This window comes from Collimonas fungivorans Ter331, from assembly GCF_000221045.1.
In the GTDB taxonomy this organism is placed as follows: domain Bacteria; phylum Pseudomonadota; class Gammaproteobacteria; order Burkholderiales; family Burkholderiaceae_D; genus Collimonas; species Collimonas fungivorans_A.
In genome coordinates, this window is sequence record NC_015856.1 from 1,575,501 (window position 1) to 1,589,529 (window position 14,029).

Genomic DNA, 14,029 nt, shown 5'->3' on the forward strand with positions numbered 1-14,029 from the left:
GTATGCAAAATATTACTATTCTCGGCTCCACCGGTTCGATCGGCATGTCGACGCTGGATGTGCTTGCGCGCCATCCCGAACGCTATTCGGTCTATGCCCTGACCGCCCACAGCCGGGTCGAGCAGCTGGCCGAGCAATGCTTGCGCTTCAAGCCGCAGCTGGCCGTGGTCGGCAGCGCGGCGGCGGCGCAGCAGCTGAGCGCCTTGCTGCAAGAACAGGCGCCCGCGATCGAAGTGCTGTTTGGCGACGCTGCCCTGTGCCAGGTGGCCAGCGCCGAGGCTTGCGACACGGTAATGGCCGCCATCGTCGGCGCTGCCGGCCTGGCGCCCAGCCTGGCTGCGGCCAGGGCCGGCAAGAAGATCCTGCTGGCGAACAAGGAAGCGCTGGTCATGTCCGGCCAGCTGTTCATCGATGCGGTGAAGCAAAGCGGCGCCGTGCTGCTGCCTATCGATAGCGAACACAACGCGATTTTCCAATGCCTGCCGCAAGGCTACCAGCGCCAGCCGGCCGCGCTTGGCGTAGAAAAGATCCTGCTGACCGCGTCCGGCGGCCCGTTCCTGCATCGGGCCGTGGAGACGCTGGAGTCGGTCACCCCGGAAGAGGCGGTCGCCCATCCGAACTGGGTCATGGGACGCAAGATTTCGGTCGATTCCGCGACCATGATGAACAAGGGCCTGGAAGTGATCGAAGCGCACTGGCTGTTCGGCGCCGCCGCCAGCCAGATCGAGGTGGTGATCCACCCGCAAAGCGTGATCCACTCCATGGTGTCTTACATCGACGGCTCGGTGCTGGCGCAACTGGGCAATCCCGACATGCGCACCCCGATCGCCTATGCACTGGCCTATCCGGAACGGATCGCGTCCGGCGTCAGCCCGCTGGACCTGACCGTAGTGGGGCAGTTACAATTTAGCCGTCCCGACCTGCAGCGTTTTCCCTGCCTTAAACTCGCGTATGATGCATTGCAGGCAGGCGGTTCGGCTGCTGCAATATTGAACGCCGCGAATGAAGTGGCTGTCCAAGCTTTCCTAGATGGAAGAATCGGGTTTCGCATGATTGATCAACTGATAGCGCGCACCATGGATACGTTGCCGCTGTGCGCAGTAAGCGATATCGATTTGTTGCTTGAGCAGGATCTTCTAGCGCGCCAGACGGTTCACTCTTTCCTGAACGCATAAATCGTACAAATGGCCCTCCTGCAAACCGTCCTCGCATTTGTCGTCGCCCTTGGCTCCCTGGTCATCATCCACGAGCTTGGCCACTATGTGGTCGCGCGTTTGTGCGGGGTCAAGGTGCTGCGTTTTTCGGTGGGGATGGGCAAGGTCGTTTTCTCGCGCAAGTTCGGCCCCGACCAGACCGAATGGGCGCTTTCCATCCTGCCCCTGGGCGGTTACGTCAAGATGCTCGATGCGCGCGAGCAAGACGTGAGCGGCTTGTCGGCGCAGGAACTGAAGCGCGAATTCACCGGCCAGTCGGTATGGCGGCGCATGGCGATCGTGGCGGCCGGCCCGCTGGCCAATTTTGCTCTTGCCATTTTGCTATTTGCTGGCCTCTACATGCATGGCGAGATGGAGCCGACGCCGAGGATGCGTACCGTCGCCGAGCATACCGCGGCCTACCAGGCCGGCTTGCGCGGCACGGAACTGATTACCGCCGTCAACGGCGAGGCGGTCCAGACCTGGAATGAATTGCGCTGGAAAGTCATGCAGGCGGTAGTCGACAAGGTGCCGGTCCAGCTCGAGGTTCGACGGTCAAATCCAGGGCCTGCGGGCGGCGGACTGCTGGACACGGTCAAGCTGTCGACCGATGGTCTCGGCGCCAAGGACCTGGAGGGCGATTATCTCGGCAAACTGGGCATCAAGCTGGCGCTCGGCAAACCGATCCTGGCCAAAGTCGATCCCGTCGGTCCTGCCATGAAAGCGGGTTTGCTGGCCGGCGACCAGATCACGGCGATCAATGGCGCGCCGATAGCTGACAGCACGGCTTTCATTGCCACTGTAGGCGCTTCGGCGGGCAAGCCTTTGACGCTGACAGGGTTGCGAAATGGCAATATCTTTACTACGGATGTCACGCCGGAAGCGCAGTCGACGAAGGACGGAACGATAGGCCGGATCAAGGTCGAATTGTCGTCCACGATGCCGGAGATGGTGCTGTCCAGCAGCCCGCCGTTGCAAGCTCTTGCCAAAGGGGCAAAACGGACTTGGGACAGCAGTGTCCTGACCCTGAAAATGCTGGGTAAAATGATTGTCGGCGAGCTTTCCTGGAAAAATATCACCGGCCCCATCACCATTGCCGACTATGCAGGCCAGACTGCGCGCATCGGCGCATTCAGCTACCTGAGCTTTATTGCCTTCATCAGCATCAGCCTGGGCGTCATGAATTTGCTGCCCATTCCGGTGCTAGACGGCGGTCATTTGCTGTATTATTCGCTGGAAGTTTTGACTGGACGTCCCATTCCCGAGCGAGTTGGTGCTATTGCACAACGCGCGGGCATTGGTATTTTGATGACGTTGATGATGGTCGCCATGTTTAACGACATCGTTCGGCTCATATTTTAAGTTCTCTCTCTTGTCTGACAATCGTGGCAGGCAAGGACATTGATAAAAAACGATCGCTAATGAAATTACATTCTGAGCACTTCCCTTTGTCGATTCTTCCCCGTCGTTTGATTGCTGCTGCCGCCTTTGCCGTGTGTTCGGGCCAAGCGCTGGCGGTGCAACCGTTTGTGGTCAAGGATATCCGCATTGAAGGTATTCAACGCACCGAGGCCGGCACCGTTTTCAGCTACCTGCCGGTGCGCGTAGGCGAGACCTTCACCGATGAAAAAGGCACGGCGGCGATCAAGGCGCTGTACGCGACCGGTTTCTTCAAGGATGTCCGGGTTGAGTCCGAAGGCGATGTGCTGGTGGTCATGGTGGAAGAGCGGCCATCGATTGCCGGCGTCGATTTTTCCGGCATCAAGGAATTCGACAAAGACCAGCTGACCAAGGCCCTGAAGGAAATCGGCGTTGGCGAATCGCGCATTTTCGATAAGGCCCAGGTTGACCGCGCCGAGCAGGAACTGAAGAAGCAATATCTGTCGCGCGGCCTGTACGGCATGAAAGTGACGACTACCGTGACGCCGATCGAGCGTAACCGGGTCAATGTGACATTTGCAGTGGATGAAGGCGAAGTCTCGCGCATCAAGGAAATCCGTTTCGTCGGCAACAAGGAGTTTTCCGACAGCAAGCTGCGCGACCAGATCAAGCTGCGTTCGCCGGGCTGGTTTACCTGGTACACCAAGGCTGACCAGTATGCAAAAGAGAAATTGTCGGGCGATATCGAAACCCTGCGTTCGTATTACCTGAACCGCGGTTATATCGAGATGCAGGTGGAATCGACCCAGGTCTCGATCACTCCAGACAAGAAAGACATCTACATCACCATCAATATCAACGAAGGTGAAAAATACACCGTTTCCGATATCAAGATGGAAGGCGAGATGTTTGGCCGCGAGGACGAACTGCGAGCCTTGATGGAGCTGAAAAAAGGCGAAGTATTCAACGGCGAAAAGCTCAACAACAGCACCAAAAAGATGTCGGAGCGGCTGGGCAATTTCGGTTATGCGTTCGCCAACGTCAACGCCAATCCGGAGCTGAACCGGGACAAGAAAGAAGTCGCGTTTACCATCATGGTCGACCCTGGCAAGCGCGTCTACGTGCGCCATATCAACGTTGCCGGCAACACCAAGACGCGCGACGAAGTGGTGCGCCGCGAATTCCGCCAGTTCGAGGATTCCTGGTACGACGGTTCGAAGATCAAGCTGTCGCGCGACCGGGTTGACCGCCTGGGCTACTTCAAGGACGTCGGCATCGAAACGCCGGAAGTGCCGAACACTTCCGACCAGGTCGACATCAACATGGCGGTCACTGAAAAACCGACCGGCAACATCCAGGTCGGCGCCGGCTTTTCGCAGCAGGACAAATTGAGCCTGTCCGGTTCGATCCAGCAGCAGAATGCTTTCGGCAGCGGCAACACCATCGGGCTCGACGTCAACACCAGCAGCTACTCGCGGGTGGTTGCGCTGTCCCAGACCAATCCTTACTTTACCGATGACGGCATCAGCCGCACGTACGACGTGTACTACCGCACCGTGCGTCCGTCGCAGTACACCACCGGCGACTACAAGGTGCGGACCATCGGTAGCGACATCAAGTTCGGCGTGCCGTTCTCGGAACTGGATACGGTATTCTTCGGCATCGGCGTGGAAAACACCAGCGTCTCGGCCGATGCTTCCAGCCCGCTGCTGTACCAGCAGTATGTCTCGGACTTCGGCAGCGGCAAGCTGGTCGACAGCGGCCTCGGTTATAGCGTGCTGCAGAACCCGGCGACGGCAACCACCAACAGCTTCCCGCTGACGGCTGCATGGCAGCGCGACAGCCGCGACAGCGCCCTGGTGCCGACCAAAGGCCGCTACCAGCGCGCCAGCCTTGAAATTTCCGCAGTAGGCACCTTGCGCTACTACCGCGCAAGCTACCAGCACCAGTACTTCCAGCCTCTGTTCAGCAATGCCGTGACCTTGGCCATGAACGGTGAAATCGATTATGGCCGCGGCATCGGCGGCAAGCCGTTCCCGGTGTTCAAGAACTACTATGCCGGCGGTATCGGCACCGTGCGCGGTTTTGAAGGCTCGACCCTGGGCGTCGGCACCAACGTCGACCAGTACGGCGATTCGATGGGCGGCGCCTCGCGGGTGTTCGGCAACCTGGAAGCGCAGTTCCCATTCCCGGGTTCGGGCAGCGACCGCACCCTGCGCTGGTTCACCTTCCTCGACGGCGGCCAGGTGTATGCCGACAAGGCGCCGATGCAGTTGAGCGAGTTGCGTTATTCTACCGGCATCGGCTTGAGCTGGGTGTCGCCTATCGGTCCGCTGAAAATCAGCTACGGCAAGCCGCTGAATGCGAAACCTACCGACAAGCAGCAATCCTTCCAGTTCCAGCTGGGTACCGGTTTCTAGTGTGATGCATCAAACAATGAATGGTGCACAATTGCAGATTCTGGCAAGAGTGGCATAATGCACAAGTTGCATCATTTGAATTGCGGAGAATAGTGTTGAAATCTCTAATTAAAACCTTTACATCATTGCCAACCGCCGGATTGCTGGCGGTATGCTTATTGTCGGCGGCCCCGGCGCGCGCAGATGAAGGTTCGAAAATCGCCTTCGTCAGCAGCGAGCGCATCTTGCGCGAGGCGACTCCGGCCAAGGCTGCCCAATCCAAGATCGAAGCCGAATTTTCCAAGCGCGACAAGGACCTGCAAGACCAGGCGACCCGCCTGAAAGGCATGGCAGACAAGCTGGACAAGGATTCGGCCGTGATTTCGGAAACCGAGCGGATCAAGCGCCAGCGCGAGTTGAGCGACCTCGACAAGGATTTCCAGCGCAAGCAGCGTGAGTTCCGCGAAGACCTGAACCAGCGCCGCAACGAAGAGCTGGCGATCGTGCTGGAGCGCTCGACCAAGGCGATCAAGCAGATTGCCGAAGCCGAGAAATACGATATGGTGTTCCAGGAGGGCGGGGTGTATGTCAGCCCGCGCATCGACATCACCGATAAAGTATTGAAAATCCTCAATAAGTAAATTCATTCTGTTAAGGCCACTATGAGCATTCGGCTAAAAGAACTGGTCGAAAGCTTGGGTGGCCAACTGATCGGTGATGCGGATACCCAGGTAACCGGCATTGCGCCGGTGAGCGACGCCAGCGCATCGCAGATTACCTTCTTGTCCAATCCCAAGTTTCGGCCCCAGGCAGCGCAAACGCAGGCGGCGGCCATTATCCTGTCCGCGGCGGACGATGCCGTGGTCGGCGCGGATTACCATGGCGCACGGATTGTCGCCGCCAATCCTTATGCGTATTTTGCGCGGGCGGCGCAGTTTTTTGCTGCCAGGAACGCGATCCCCGTCATTCCCGGCATCCACCCGGCGGCTACTGTCGACCCCGCTGCCCAGGTTGCTGCGACTGCCTATATCGGCGCCAATGCGGTAGTCGGCGCCGGCGCTTCGATCGGCGACAAGGTCCAAGTCGGGGCCGGATGCGTGATCGGCCGCGGCGTCGCGATAGGCGAGGGGAGTTATCTGTATCCCAACGTCACGATTTATGACGCTTGCCAGGTCGGCCAGCGCGCCATCATCCATTCAGGCGTCGTAATCGGCGCCGACGGCTTCGGTTTTGCCAACGATGGCGGGGCCTGGGTCAAGATTCCACAGACCGGGCGGGTGCTGATCGGCGACGACGTCGAAATCGGCGCCAACACCACCATCGACCGTGGCGCCCTGGCCGATACAGTGATTGAAGAAGGGGTCAAGCTGGACAACCAGATCCAGATCGCCCATAACTGCCATATCGGCGCGCATACTGCGATTGCAGCCTGCGCCGGGATTGCCGGCAGCGCCAGGATAGGCAAATATTGCTCGATCGGCGGGGCGGCGATGATCCATGGCCACATTACCATCGTCGATCACGTGCATGTATCGGCGGGTACGCTGGCACTGCGCTCGATTTCCGAGCCAGGCCAATACACCGGTTTTTACCCGATTGCCAAACACGGCGACTGGGAAAAATCTGCTGCTTTGGTGCGCAACCTGAATACAATGCGTGAGAAAATCCGGGCTCTGGAAAAATCCATTCAACAGCTCACCAAACAGTTACCGCAACAGCTTACTGAAAAAGATAATGAATAGTCCAAACCAAACGCTAGACATCAACCAGATCAAGACCTACCTGCCGCACCGTTATCCGCTGCTGCTGGTTGACCGCGTATTGAATTGGGAAAGCGGCAAGTCGATCACGGCGATCAAGAATGTCACGATCAATGAAGAGTTCTTCAACGGCCATTTTCCCAACAAGCCGGTGATGCCTGGCGTCCTGACCATAGAAGCCCTGGCGCAGACCGCCGCGCTGCTGTCGTTCCTGACCGAAGGCCGCAAGCCGGACGAAAATACCGTGGTGTATTTCCTCGGCATCGACAAGGCCCGTTTCCGCCGCCCGGTCGAGCCTGGCGACCAGATCAAGCTGGAAGTCGAGATCGTGCGCGTAGTGCGCGGCATCTGGAAATACAAGGCGGTCGCCAGCGTCGACGGCGAGCTGGCGGTAGAAGCCGAATTCATGTGCACCATGCGCACCGCGGTCAGCCCCGGCGCTGCTGCGACTGTGGTGGTGGATGCCAGCCCGTCAGAGTGACTCCATGACGCGCATTCACCCTACGGCCGTCATCGATCCCAAGGCGGCCCTCGACAGTTCCGTGGAAGTCGGCGCCTATACGGTGATCGGCCCCAATGTAGCTATCGGCGCCGGCAGCAAGATCGGGCCGCATGCCGTGATCGAAGGCCACACCACGATCGGACGCGACAATTCGATTTTCCAGTTCGGCTCGATAGGCGCTGTGCCGCAAGACAAGAAATACGCTGGCGAACCGACCCGGCTGGAAATCGGCGACCGCAATACCATCCGCGAGTTCGTCACCCTCAACCTGGGCACCGTGCAGGATGGCGGCGTCACCCGCATCGGCGACGACAACTGGGTCATGGCCTACGTCCACGTAGCGCACGATTGCCAGATCGGCAGCAATACCACGATCGCCAATAACGCCACGCTGGCCGGCCACGTCCATATAGGCGACTGGGTGCTGCTCGGCGGCTTTACTACCGTGCACCAGTTCTGCCGTATCGGCGCCCACGCGATGACAGCCTTTACCGCTGCGGTCAGCCAGGACATCCCGCCGTTCGTGACGGCCGCTGGCAACCGCGCCGAACCTGCCGGCATCAATAGCGAAGGTTTGCGCCGCCGCGGTTTCAGCAGCGAGCAGATCATGACGATCAAGCGTGCCTACCGCATCATTTACCGTTCCGGCCTGGCGCTGGAAGATGCCTTGGCCGCGCTGGCGCAGGAAGAGCTCAAGGCTCCCGCGTCTGCCGAATACCTGAAGCTGATGCGCGATTTCATCGCCGGTTCCGCGCGCGGCATCATCCGCTGAACATGGCGGACACCGACTCCAGCACAGCAATCGCCATGGTCGCCGGGGAAAGTTCCGGCGATTTGCTGGCCAGCCGCCTGCTGTCCGGGCTGCGGCCGCACCTGCCGCAGGCGCGCATGTACGGCATCGGCGGCGCCAGGATGGCGGAGTACGGTTTTATCAGCGACTGGCCGATGGAAAAACTGTCGGTCAACGGCCTGTTCGAAGTGCTGGCTCACTACCGCGAGCTCAAGGGCATCCAGATAACGCTACGCGATCGCCTGCTGGCGGACAAGCCGGATGTGTTCATCGGCGTCGACGCCCCTGATTTCAATTTCGGCTTGGAGGCGCAGCTGCGCCAGGCCGGCATTCCCACCGTGCATTTCATCGGGCCTTCGATCTGGGCCTGGCGCGGCGGCCGCATCAAGAAGATCGCTCGTGCGGCTTCGCACATGCTGGTCATCTTCCCGTTCGAAGAAGAAATTTATCGTAAAGCCGGCATTCCGGTGACTTACGTCGGCCATCCGCTGGCACAGGTGATCCCGATGGTGCCGGATGTCGCCGCGGCGCGCAGCGCGCTCGGCTTGCCTGCCGATGGCAGGGTGGTGGCGATCATGCCCGGCAGCCGCATGGGCGAGCTGAAGCACAATACGATAGCTTTTGTGCAAGCCGCCAGGATACTGGCGCAGCGTGATCCCGGCATGCGTTTCATCGCGCCCATGGCGGGCGAGAAACAAAGCAGGTTTTTCCGCGAGCTGGTCAGCCAGGCCGGCTTGCAGGACCTGCCTATCCAGCTGCTGGACGGGCAATCGCACACAGCCATGGCGGCAGCCGATGCAGTGCTGGTCGCTTCCGGCACCGCTTCGCTGGAAGTCGCTCTCTACAAGAAACCGATGGTGATCGCCTACAAGATGATGCGCGCCACCTGGGAAATCCTGCGCCACATGAGTTACCAGCCGTGGATCGGCCTGCCGAATATCCTGGCGCGTGAATTCCTGGTGCCCGAACTGCTGCAGCACAATGCCACGCCGCAAGCGCTGGCCGATGCGCTCTGGGCGCAGCTGGAAGATCCGGCGCGCCAGGAAATGCTGCGGCAGCGCTTTACCGCCATGCATCACGCTTTGCTGCGTGACACCGCCAACGAAAGCGCGCAAGCTGTATTGCAAGTGATTGAGCAGAACCGTCGGCAACCTCGACGTACATCGCCGGCCTGATCCGGCGCACCTATTTGTACTGAATGCCGTGACCTTATTGCCGTGAAATTATCCGATCCCAATTTTTCTCTCTTTACCTACGACGGCGAAACCATCTGCGGCGTCGATGAAGCCGGCCGCGGCCCTCTGGCCGGACCGGTGTTTGCCGCCGCCGTGATACTCGATCCGGCACGGCCGGTCAGCGGCTTGCGCGATTCCAAGAAGCTGACTGCCGAACGGCGCGAGCTGCTGGCCGGACAAATCAAGGCCAATGCGCTGGCCTGGGCCATCGCCGAATGTTCCGAAGTTGAAATCGACACGCTGAACATTTTGCAGGCAACCATGCTGGCGATGCGGCGCGCGGTGGAAGGACTGTCGATGCTGCCGACGCTGGCGCTGATCGACGGCAACCGCTGCCCGCAGCTCAGCATCCGTTCCGAAGCCATCGTCAAGGGCGACGACAAGGTGCAAGCCATTTCGGCGGCGTCGATCCTGGCCAAGACAGCGCGCGACGCCGCGCTGCAGCTGTTGCACGAACAATATCCGCACTACGCATTCGATCAGCACAAGGGTTATCCGACTGCGCTGCACATGGAGCGGCTGCGCCTGCATGGTGTGTCGCCAGTGCACCGCAAATCCTATGCACCGGTGCGGGCATTACTGGCGATTGTTCCCGGCGGAGCAGCATCATGAAAAGCATCACCTCGTCCGCCAATCCTTTATACAAGGAACTCAAGCAGCTGGCGACCAGCGCTCAGGCGCGGCGCAAGGCTGGCCGTACGTTGCTGGACGGGATCCACTTGACCGAGTCCTATTTGCAGCATGGTGGTAAGCCAGAACTATGCGTCGCCAGCGAAACTGCGCTGTCGCATGCCGAGGCTGCGGCGGTGATCCGCCAATGCCAGGCAGCGGCGGTGCAGTGCGTGGTGCTGCCGGACGGCCAGTACCAGGCGTTGAGCCAGGTCGAACACGGCGTCGGCCTGCTGTTCGTGATTGAAACGCCGAAAACGGCGATGCCGGCAGCGCTGGCCCAGTCCGCCGTGCTGCTCGACAACCTGCAGGATCCAGGTAATCTCGGTTCCGTCCTGCGCAGCGCCGCCGCCGCCGGCATCAAGCAGATCTATTGTTCGGAAGGCAGCGCGTCCGCATGGTCGCCGAAAGTCTTGCGGGCAGGAATGGGCGCGCATTTCATCCTGGATATCTTTGAAGGCGTCGACCTGGCTGCGCTCATAAAGGCGACGCAGGTGCCGGTATTCGCCACCAGCTCCTATGCCACCCAAAGCATCTACCAGGCCGATCTCAGCGCGCCGCTGGCATGGCTGTTCGGCCACGAAGGCCAGGGCGTTGCGGAAGATCTGTTGCAGCTGGCCGGCCAGCAAGTCGTGATTCCGCATCGCGGCCAGATGGAATCGCTGAATGTTGCTGCTGCAGCAGCGGTATGTTTTTTTGAACAGCTGCGGCAAACCAGTTAGATCTACAAGTAGTTGATATCTTTCTTCCTCTTTAGAACCGCGGGCGCTATCCATCAATAATTTATTACGCCTGCTGTGCTTGCGATATGGCTACATGTCGCCAGTAAACATCACATTCCAATTCTGTTTTTTAATACCATTGTTTGTCAGATTTCCGACTATTACCGCGTAAGTAAATGTCGGATTTTTCATTTCAAAATCTATTATTGTTTTTGTAATTATTCGCCGATTGAAGCGACTATATTGAAGGCCAAGTAGCCAGGTTATCTGGCGTCAGCGCTGCTTTGCCGGCAGTGACGCCGACGGAGTTATGGCAGCCAGAAGCTGCACAAGCAGTAGCGTAATCTGGTAGCAACCCCGGCTGTCCTGCAATGGGACCGCCGGGGTTGTTCAGGCCGTCTATCCATCAGCAGGTGGACCCCAAGCAAGTTTTTCCCGTTTGCCTGACTGATTTTTCCTATTCTGACGAGGTCATGCTCCTTTATTCATTTTAATTGCAACAAGTGCAATAAAATGGATTATTGTTATTGTCGTTTTTCCATTTTTTTGTCACGTATATTTTCTCTTGATCTTAGCTTAAGGAGCAATGAGATTTAATGAGTTCCAATAAAAAGAAATCAGGCGCATGGATCGATCTGGATGAATTTGGCCCCGCAGTTTCGATGGCCGATGCGCTCAGGTCCAATGCACAAAGTCCGGCCAATGACATGTTCGCAGCGGTTGACGGCGTGGCCGCAGGATCCACGTCAGTGCCCGCTGACAGTGTTCGTAAGGATGCTGAACTTGAGGTAGTTCCGGTGAGCCGGGTCGCTGCTCTTGATCGGCCAGCTCCATTGCCGTCCAATGCCGTTACCCATATCTTGGACAACGGCCCGCTGATGAGTTCGGCTTATGTCGACCAAGCCGGCGGCTGGGGAGCCACAATGGCTCCGCCCGGATCGGCGACTGCAGTCGAGTTGGTCGAGGAAGCGGCGCTCCCCGATATTACCGACGAGCCATCATTCCCACCCGTCCAAGGGCCGGAGCGTCCCGGCTTGCCGCCTGTCATCGAGCAGGCATTTGATACTTTCGGCAGAACCGGAGTCGTCGCCAACGGCGGCGCTACGGATGATGTCGCGCCGCTGTTCAGCGGCCAAGCCGAGCCGTTCACCCAGCTGATGATCTTCGACAATGGCGTCCATCTTGGCGACGCCACGACAGGACAGGACGGCCAATGGCGGTTTAACGTGATCGAACCGCTGGCGCAAGGCGAGCACGTATTCACCGTGGCCGGTGCGGGCCTGACGTCCGCACCGTTCACGCTGACGATAGGCGCTCCGGATTCCGCCAGGCCGGTGATCGATCTAGTGCTTGACAACATCGGCGCAACGGCGCAACTGGCCAGCGGCGACACGACCGACGATGCGCGGCCGGCCTTCCATGGCCGTGGAGAGCCAGGCACGCTGCTGGAAATCTACGACCATGGTGTGTTGGTCGGCAGCCTGCCCGTGGGGCTGGATGGCCGCTGGAGTTACACCGATCATTTCGACCGGCTTAGCCCGGGCGAGCATGTATTCACCCTGGTTGGCGCCGGCGTGGCCTCTGAACCGTTTGTGCTGCACGTGGCGAATGTCCCTGCGGCGCCGGCGCCAGTGATCGACAGCGTTGTCGGCCAGGCTGGCGACATCGCCAGCGGCGCTGTGACGGATGACAATCGTCCTGTGTTCAACGGTCGCGGCGAGCCGGATGTGCTGGTGCGGCTATACGATGGCGAACTGTATCTGGGCGCGGCCATTGCCGATGAAAACGGCAACTGGACGTTCCAGCCGGGAGAGCATGCGCCGTTAAGCGATGGTGAGCATGTATTCACTGCCGCTACCGGTGGCGACAGCTCAGCGCTTTTTGTGCTGCATATCGCTACTTCTACAGCAGAAGGGGAGGCGCTTGCCTTGCCGGCAGCTGAAGAGGGACTTGGTAGTTTGGTGTTGGCTGACCTGCTGCAACCCCCGGCAAAGGAATTGTTGGCGGACCAGAAGAGCGGCGATGTTGTAGATACTTGCTTCGTCAAAAACGCAATCGCCGATGGCGTGGTTTTGCCGGTAGCAATGCCGGCGGAGCTATGGCTGCAAGATGCTGCACCAGCCATGACATAGCGCCGACAGATTTTCTGCCCACGCTGAATTTTCTCCTCGGATAATCGATGCCCCGCGTGGGCACAGGTGCCCACCCTACCAAGGCCTGCAGTCGGCCCCGTCGGGTCGCTAGAATGTCCGTATATCCGGCTTGATATCCTGCAAAATCGTCGCCGCGATTTCTTCAATCGACTTGGTGGTCGACGACATCCAGCGTATCCCTTCGCGCCGCATGATTTTTTCCGCTTCGTTCACTTCATAACGGCAGTTCGCCAGCGCCGCATATTTGCTGCCAGGGCGGCGTTCGTTGCGGATCTCCGACAGGCGGTCGGCGGCGATGGTCAGTCCGAAAATCTTTTGCTTGTACGGCAACAGGCCGCTAGGCAGTTTGTCGCGCTCGAAATCTTCCGGAATCAACGGGTAGTTGGCGGCCTTGACGCCGAACTGCATGGCCAGGTAGAGGCTGGTCGGGGTCTTGCCCGAGCGTGAGACGCCGACCAGGATGACATCGGCGTCGGCCAGGTTCTTATGCGACTGGCCGTCGTCATGCGCCAGCGAAAAATTGATGGCTTCGATCCGGTTCTTGTATTCGTCGGTATTGGCCGTGTTGTGGGTGCGGCCGATGGTATGGGTGGACTTCACGCCCAGTTCCCGTTCCAGCGGTTCGACAAATGTCTGGAACAGGTCCATGTGCATGGCCTTGGCCTGCTGGATCACTTTCGACAGGTCGGCTTTGACCAGCGTTGAAAACACGATCGGCAGCTTGCCGTCCGCCACGCATGCTTCGTTGATCTTGCGGGTGGCGTCGTAGGCTTTGTCGAGGGTATCGATGAACGGCAGGCGCACTTGCTTGAAACGCAGCTCGAACTGGGTCAGCACCGAGTGGCCGAAGGTCTCGGCGGTGATGCCGGTGCCGTCGGAAACGAAGAACACGGTGCGATTGGCGGGGACCAGCGGTGCGGGAGCGGCATTTAGCATAATGTTGTCGAAAATAAAGTAAAAATAAAAAGCAAGGCGCCGCCCAAGGACAACGCAAGTACCGCGGCGCCGCCGAAACTTTTAACCGAGCACCGACTCTAGCTTACAGGCCGTTGCATACCGCCATGTGCGCCTGTGAACCCTAAATTGGCATAAAATGGCAGCCAACCGAATATTTAAGCTACCTGACGAAGAATAACAAAAAGCCAAGGGCGGCGAAGGCAATTGTGAAGATTTCTTATCATCAAACTAGAGGTTGTTATGTCCAATGCAATACAGATGGGTGCTAC

12 protein-coding genes are annotated in these 14,029 nt (G+C 59.0%); 11 read left to right on the plus strand and 1 reads right to left on the minus strand.

The window, feature by feature from the left end:
* The first annotated feature begins 2 nt into the window (after nucleotides 1-2).
* The 11 genes from ispC (at nucleotide 3) to CFU_RS06940 (ending at nucleotide 12,782) form a co-directional block, all read left to right on the plus strand.
* Nucleotides 3-1,175, plus strand: a complete 1,173-nt coding sequence (gene ispC / locus CFU_RS06890; protein ID WP_014005323.1) for a 1-deoxy-D-xylulose-5-phosphate reductoisomerase — start codon at nucleotides 3-5, stop codon at nucleotides 1,173-1,175.
* Nucleotides 1,176-1,184: 9 nt separating this feature from the next.
* Nucleotides 1,185-2,555 (plus strand): RIP metalloprotease RseP, encoded by a 1,371-nt coding sequence (rseP, locus tag CFU_RS06895; RefSeq protein ID WP_014005324.1) that lies wholly within the window; start codon nucleotides 1,185-1,187, stop codon nucleotides 2,553-2,555.
* Between the two features lie 59 nt (nucleotides 2,556-2,614).
* Nucleotides 2,615-4,993 (plus strand): outer membrane protein assembly factor BamA, encoded by a 2,379-nt coding sequence (gene bamA / locus CFU_RS06900; RefSeq protein ID WP_041741426.1) that lies wholly within the window; start codon nucleotides 2,615-2,617, stop codon nucleotides 4,991-4,993.
* A 95-nt stretch (nucleotides 4,994-5,088) separates the two neighbouring features.
* Nucleotides 5,089-5,613 carry an OmpH family outer membrane protein gene (locus tag CFU_RS06905; protein WP_041741427.1) on the plus strand — a complete coding sequence of 175 codons (525 nt, stop codon included), beginning with the start codon at nucleotides 5,089-5,091 and terminating at the stop codon, nucleotides 5,611-5,613.
* 21 nt (nucleotides 5,614-5,634) lie between these two features.
* Nucleotides 5,635-6,714 carry a UDP-3-O-(3-hydroxymyristoyl)glucosamine N-acyltransferase gene (gene lpxD / locus CFU_RS06910; RefSeq protein WP_014005327.1) on the plus strand — a complete coding sequence of 360 codons (1,080 nt, stop codon included), beginning with the start codon at nucleotides 5,635-5,637 and terminating at the stop codon, nucleotides 6,712-6,714.
* Nucleotides 6,707-7,213, plus strand: coding sequence for a 3-hydroxyacyl-ACP dehydratase FabZ (gene fabZ / locus CFU_RS06915; RefSeq protein ID WP_050808497.1), 507 nt, complete (start codon nucleotides 6,707-6,709; stop codon nucleotides 7,211-7,213). Before lpxD ends, fabZ begins: the two co-directional genes overlap by 8 nt.
* A 4-nt stretch (nucleotides 7,214-7,217) precedes the next feature.
* Nucleotides 7,218-8,006 (plus strand): acyl-ACP--UDP-N-acetylglucosamine O-acyltransferase, encoded by a 789-nt coding sequence (gene lpxA / locus CFU_RS06920; protein WP_041741428.1) that lies wholly within the window; start codon nucleotides 7,218-7,220, stop codon nucleotides 8,004-8,006.
* 2 nt (nucleotides 8,007-8,008) lie between these two features.
* Nucleotides 8,009-9,199, plus strand: a complete 1,191-nt coding sequence (gene lpxB, locus CFU_RS06925; protein WP_014005330.1) for a lipid-A-disaccharide synthase — start codon at nucleotides 8,009-8,011, stop codon at nucleotides 9,197-9,199.
* Nucleotides 9,200-9,241: 42 nt separating this feature from the next.
* Nucleotides 9,242-9,871: a ribonuclease HII gene (rnhB, locus tag CFU_RS06930; RefSeq protein ID WP_014005331.1), complete on the plus strand. Its 630-nt coding sequence runs from the start codon at nucleotides 9,242-9,244 to the stop codon at nucleotides 9,869-9,871.
* On the plus strand, nucleotides 9,868-10,650 hold the full coding sequence (locus CFU_RS06935) for a TrmH family RNA methyltransferase (RefSeq protein ID WP_014005332.1): 783 nt from the start codon (nucleotides 9,868-9,870) through the stop codon (nucleotides 10,648-10,650). Before rnhB ends, CFU_RS06935 begins: the two co-directional genes overlap by 4 nt.
* 596 nt (nucleotides 10,651-11,246) lie before the next feature.
* Nucleotides 11,247-12,782, plus strand: coding sequence for an Ig-like domain-containing protein (locus CFU_RS06940; protein WP_014005333.1), 1,536 nt, complete (start codon nucleotides 11,247-11,249; stop codon nucleotides 12,780-12,782).
* Between the two features lie 108 nt (nucleotides 12,783-12,890).
* Here CFU_RS06940 and ppsR read toward each other — a convergent pair whose 3' ends face one another.
* Nucleotides 12,891-13,739 carry a posphoenolpyruvate synthetase regulatory kinase/phosphorylase PpsR gene (gene ppsR, locus CFU_RS06945; protein WP_014005334.1) on the minus strand — a complete coding sequence of 283 codons (849 nt, stop codon included), beginning with the start codon at nucleotides 13,737-13,739 and terminating at the stop codon, nucleotides 12,891-12,893.
* Nucleotides 13,740-14,029: the final 290 nt, after the last annotated feature.

Excerpts from the sequence above, each read along its gene's own strand:
- ispC (WP_014005323.1), top strand. The coding sequence starts at position 3 with ATGCAAAATATTACTATTCTCGGCTCCACCGGTTCGATCGGCATGTCG.
- rseP (WP_014005324.1), top strand. The coding sequence starts at position 1,185 with ATGGCCCTCCTGCAAACCGTCCTCGCATTTGTCGTCGCCCTTGGCTCC.
- bamA (WP_041741426.1), top strand. The coding sequence starts at position 2,615 with ATGAAATTACATTCTGAGCACTTCCCTTTGTCGATTCTTCCCCGTCGT.
- lpxD (WP_014005327.1), top strand. The coding sequence starts at position 5,635 with ATGAGCATTCGGCTAAAAGAACTGGTCGAAAGCTTGGGTGGCCAACTG.
- fabZ (WP_050808497.1), top strand. The coding sequence starts at position 6,707 with ATGAATAGTCCAAACCAAACGCTAGACATCAACCAGATCAAGACCTAC.
- lpxA (WP_041741428.1), top strand. The coding sequence starts at position 7,218 with ATGACGCGCATTCACCCTACGGCCGTCATCGATCCCAAGGCGGCCCTC.
- lpxB (WP_014005330.1), top strand. The coding sequence starts at position 8,009 with ATGGCGGACACCGACTCCAGCACAGCAATCGCCATGGTCGCCGGGGAA.
- CFU_RS06935 (WP_014005332.1), top strand. The coding sequence starts at position 9,868 with ATGAAAAGCATCACCTCGTCCGCCAATCCTTTATACAAGGAACTCAAG.
- CFU_RS06940 (WP_014005333.1), top strand. The coding sequence starts at position 11,247 with ATGAGTTCCAATAAAAAGAAATCAGGCGCATGGATCGATCTGGATGAA.
- ppsR (WP_014005334.1), bottom strand. The coding sequence starts at position 13,739 with ATGCTAAATGCCGCTCCCGCACCGCTGGTCCCCGCCAATCGCACCGTG.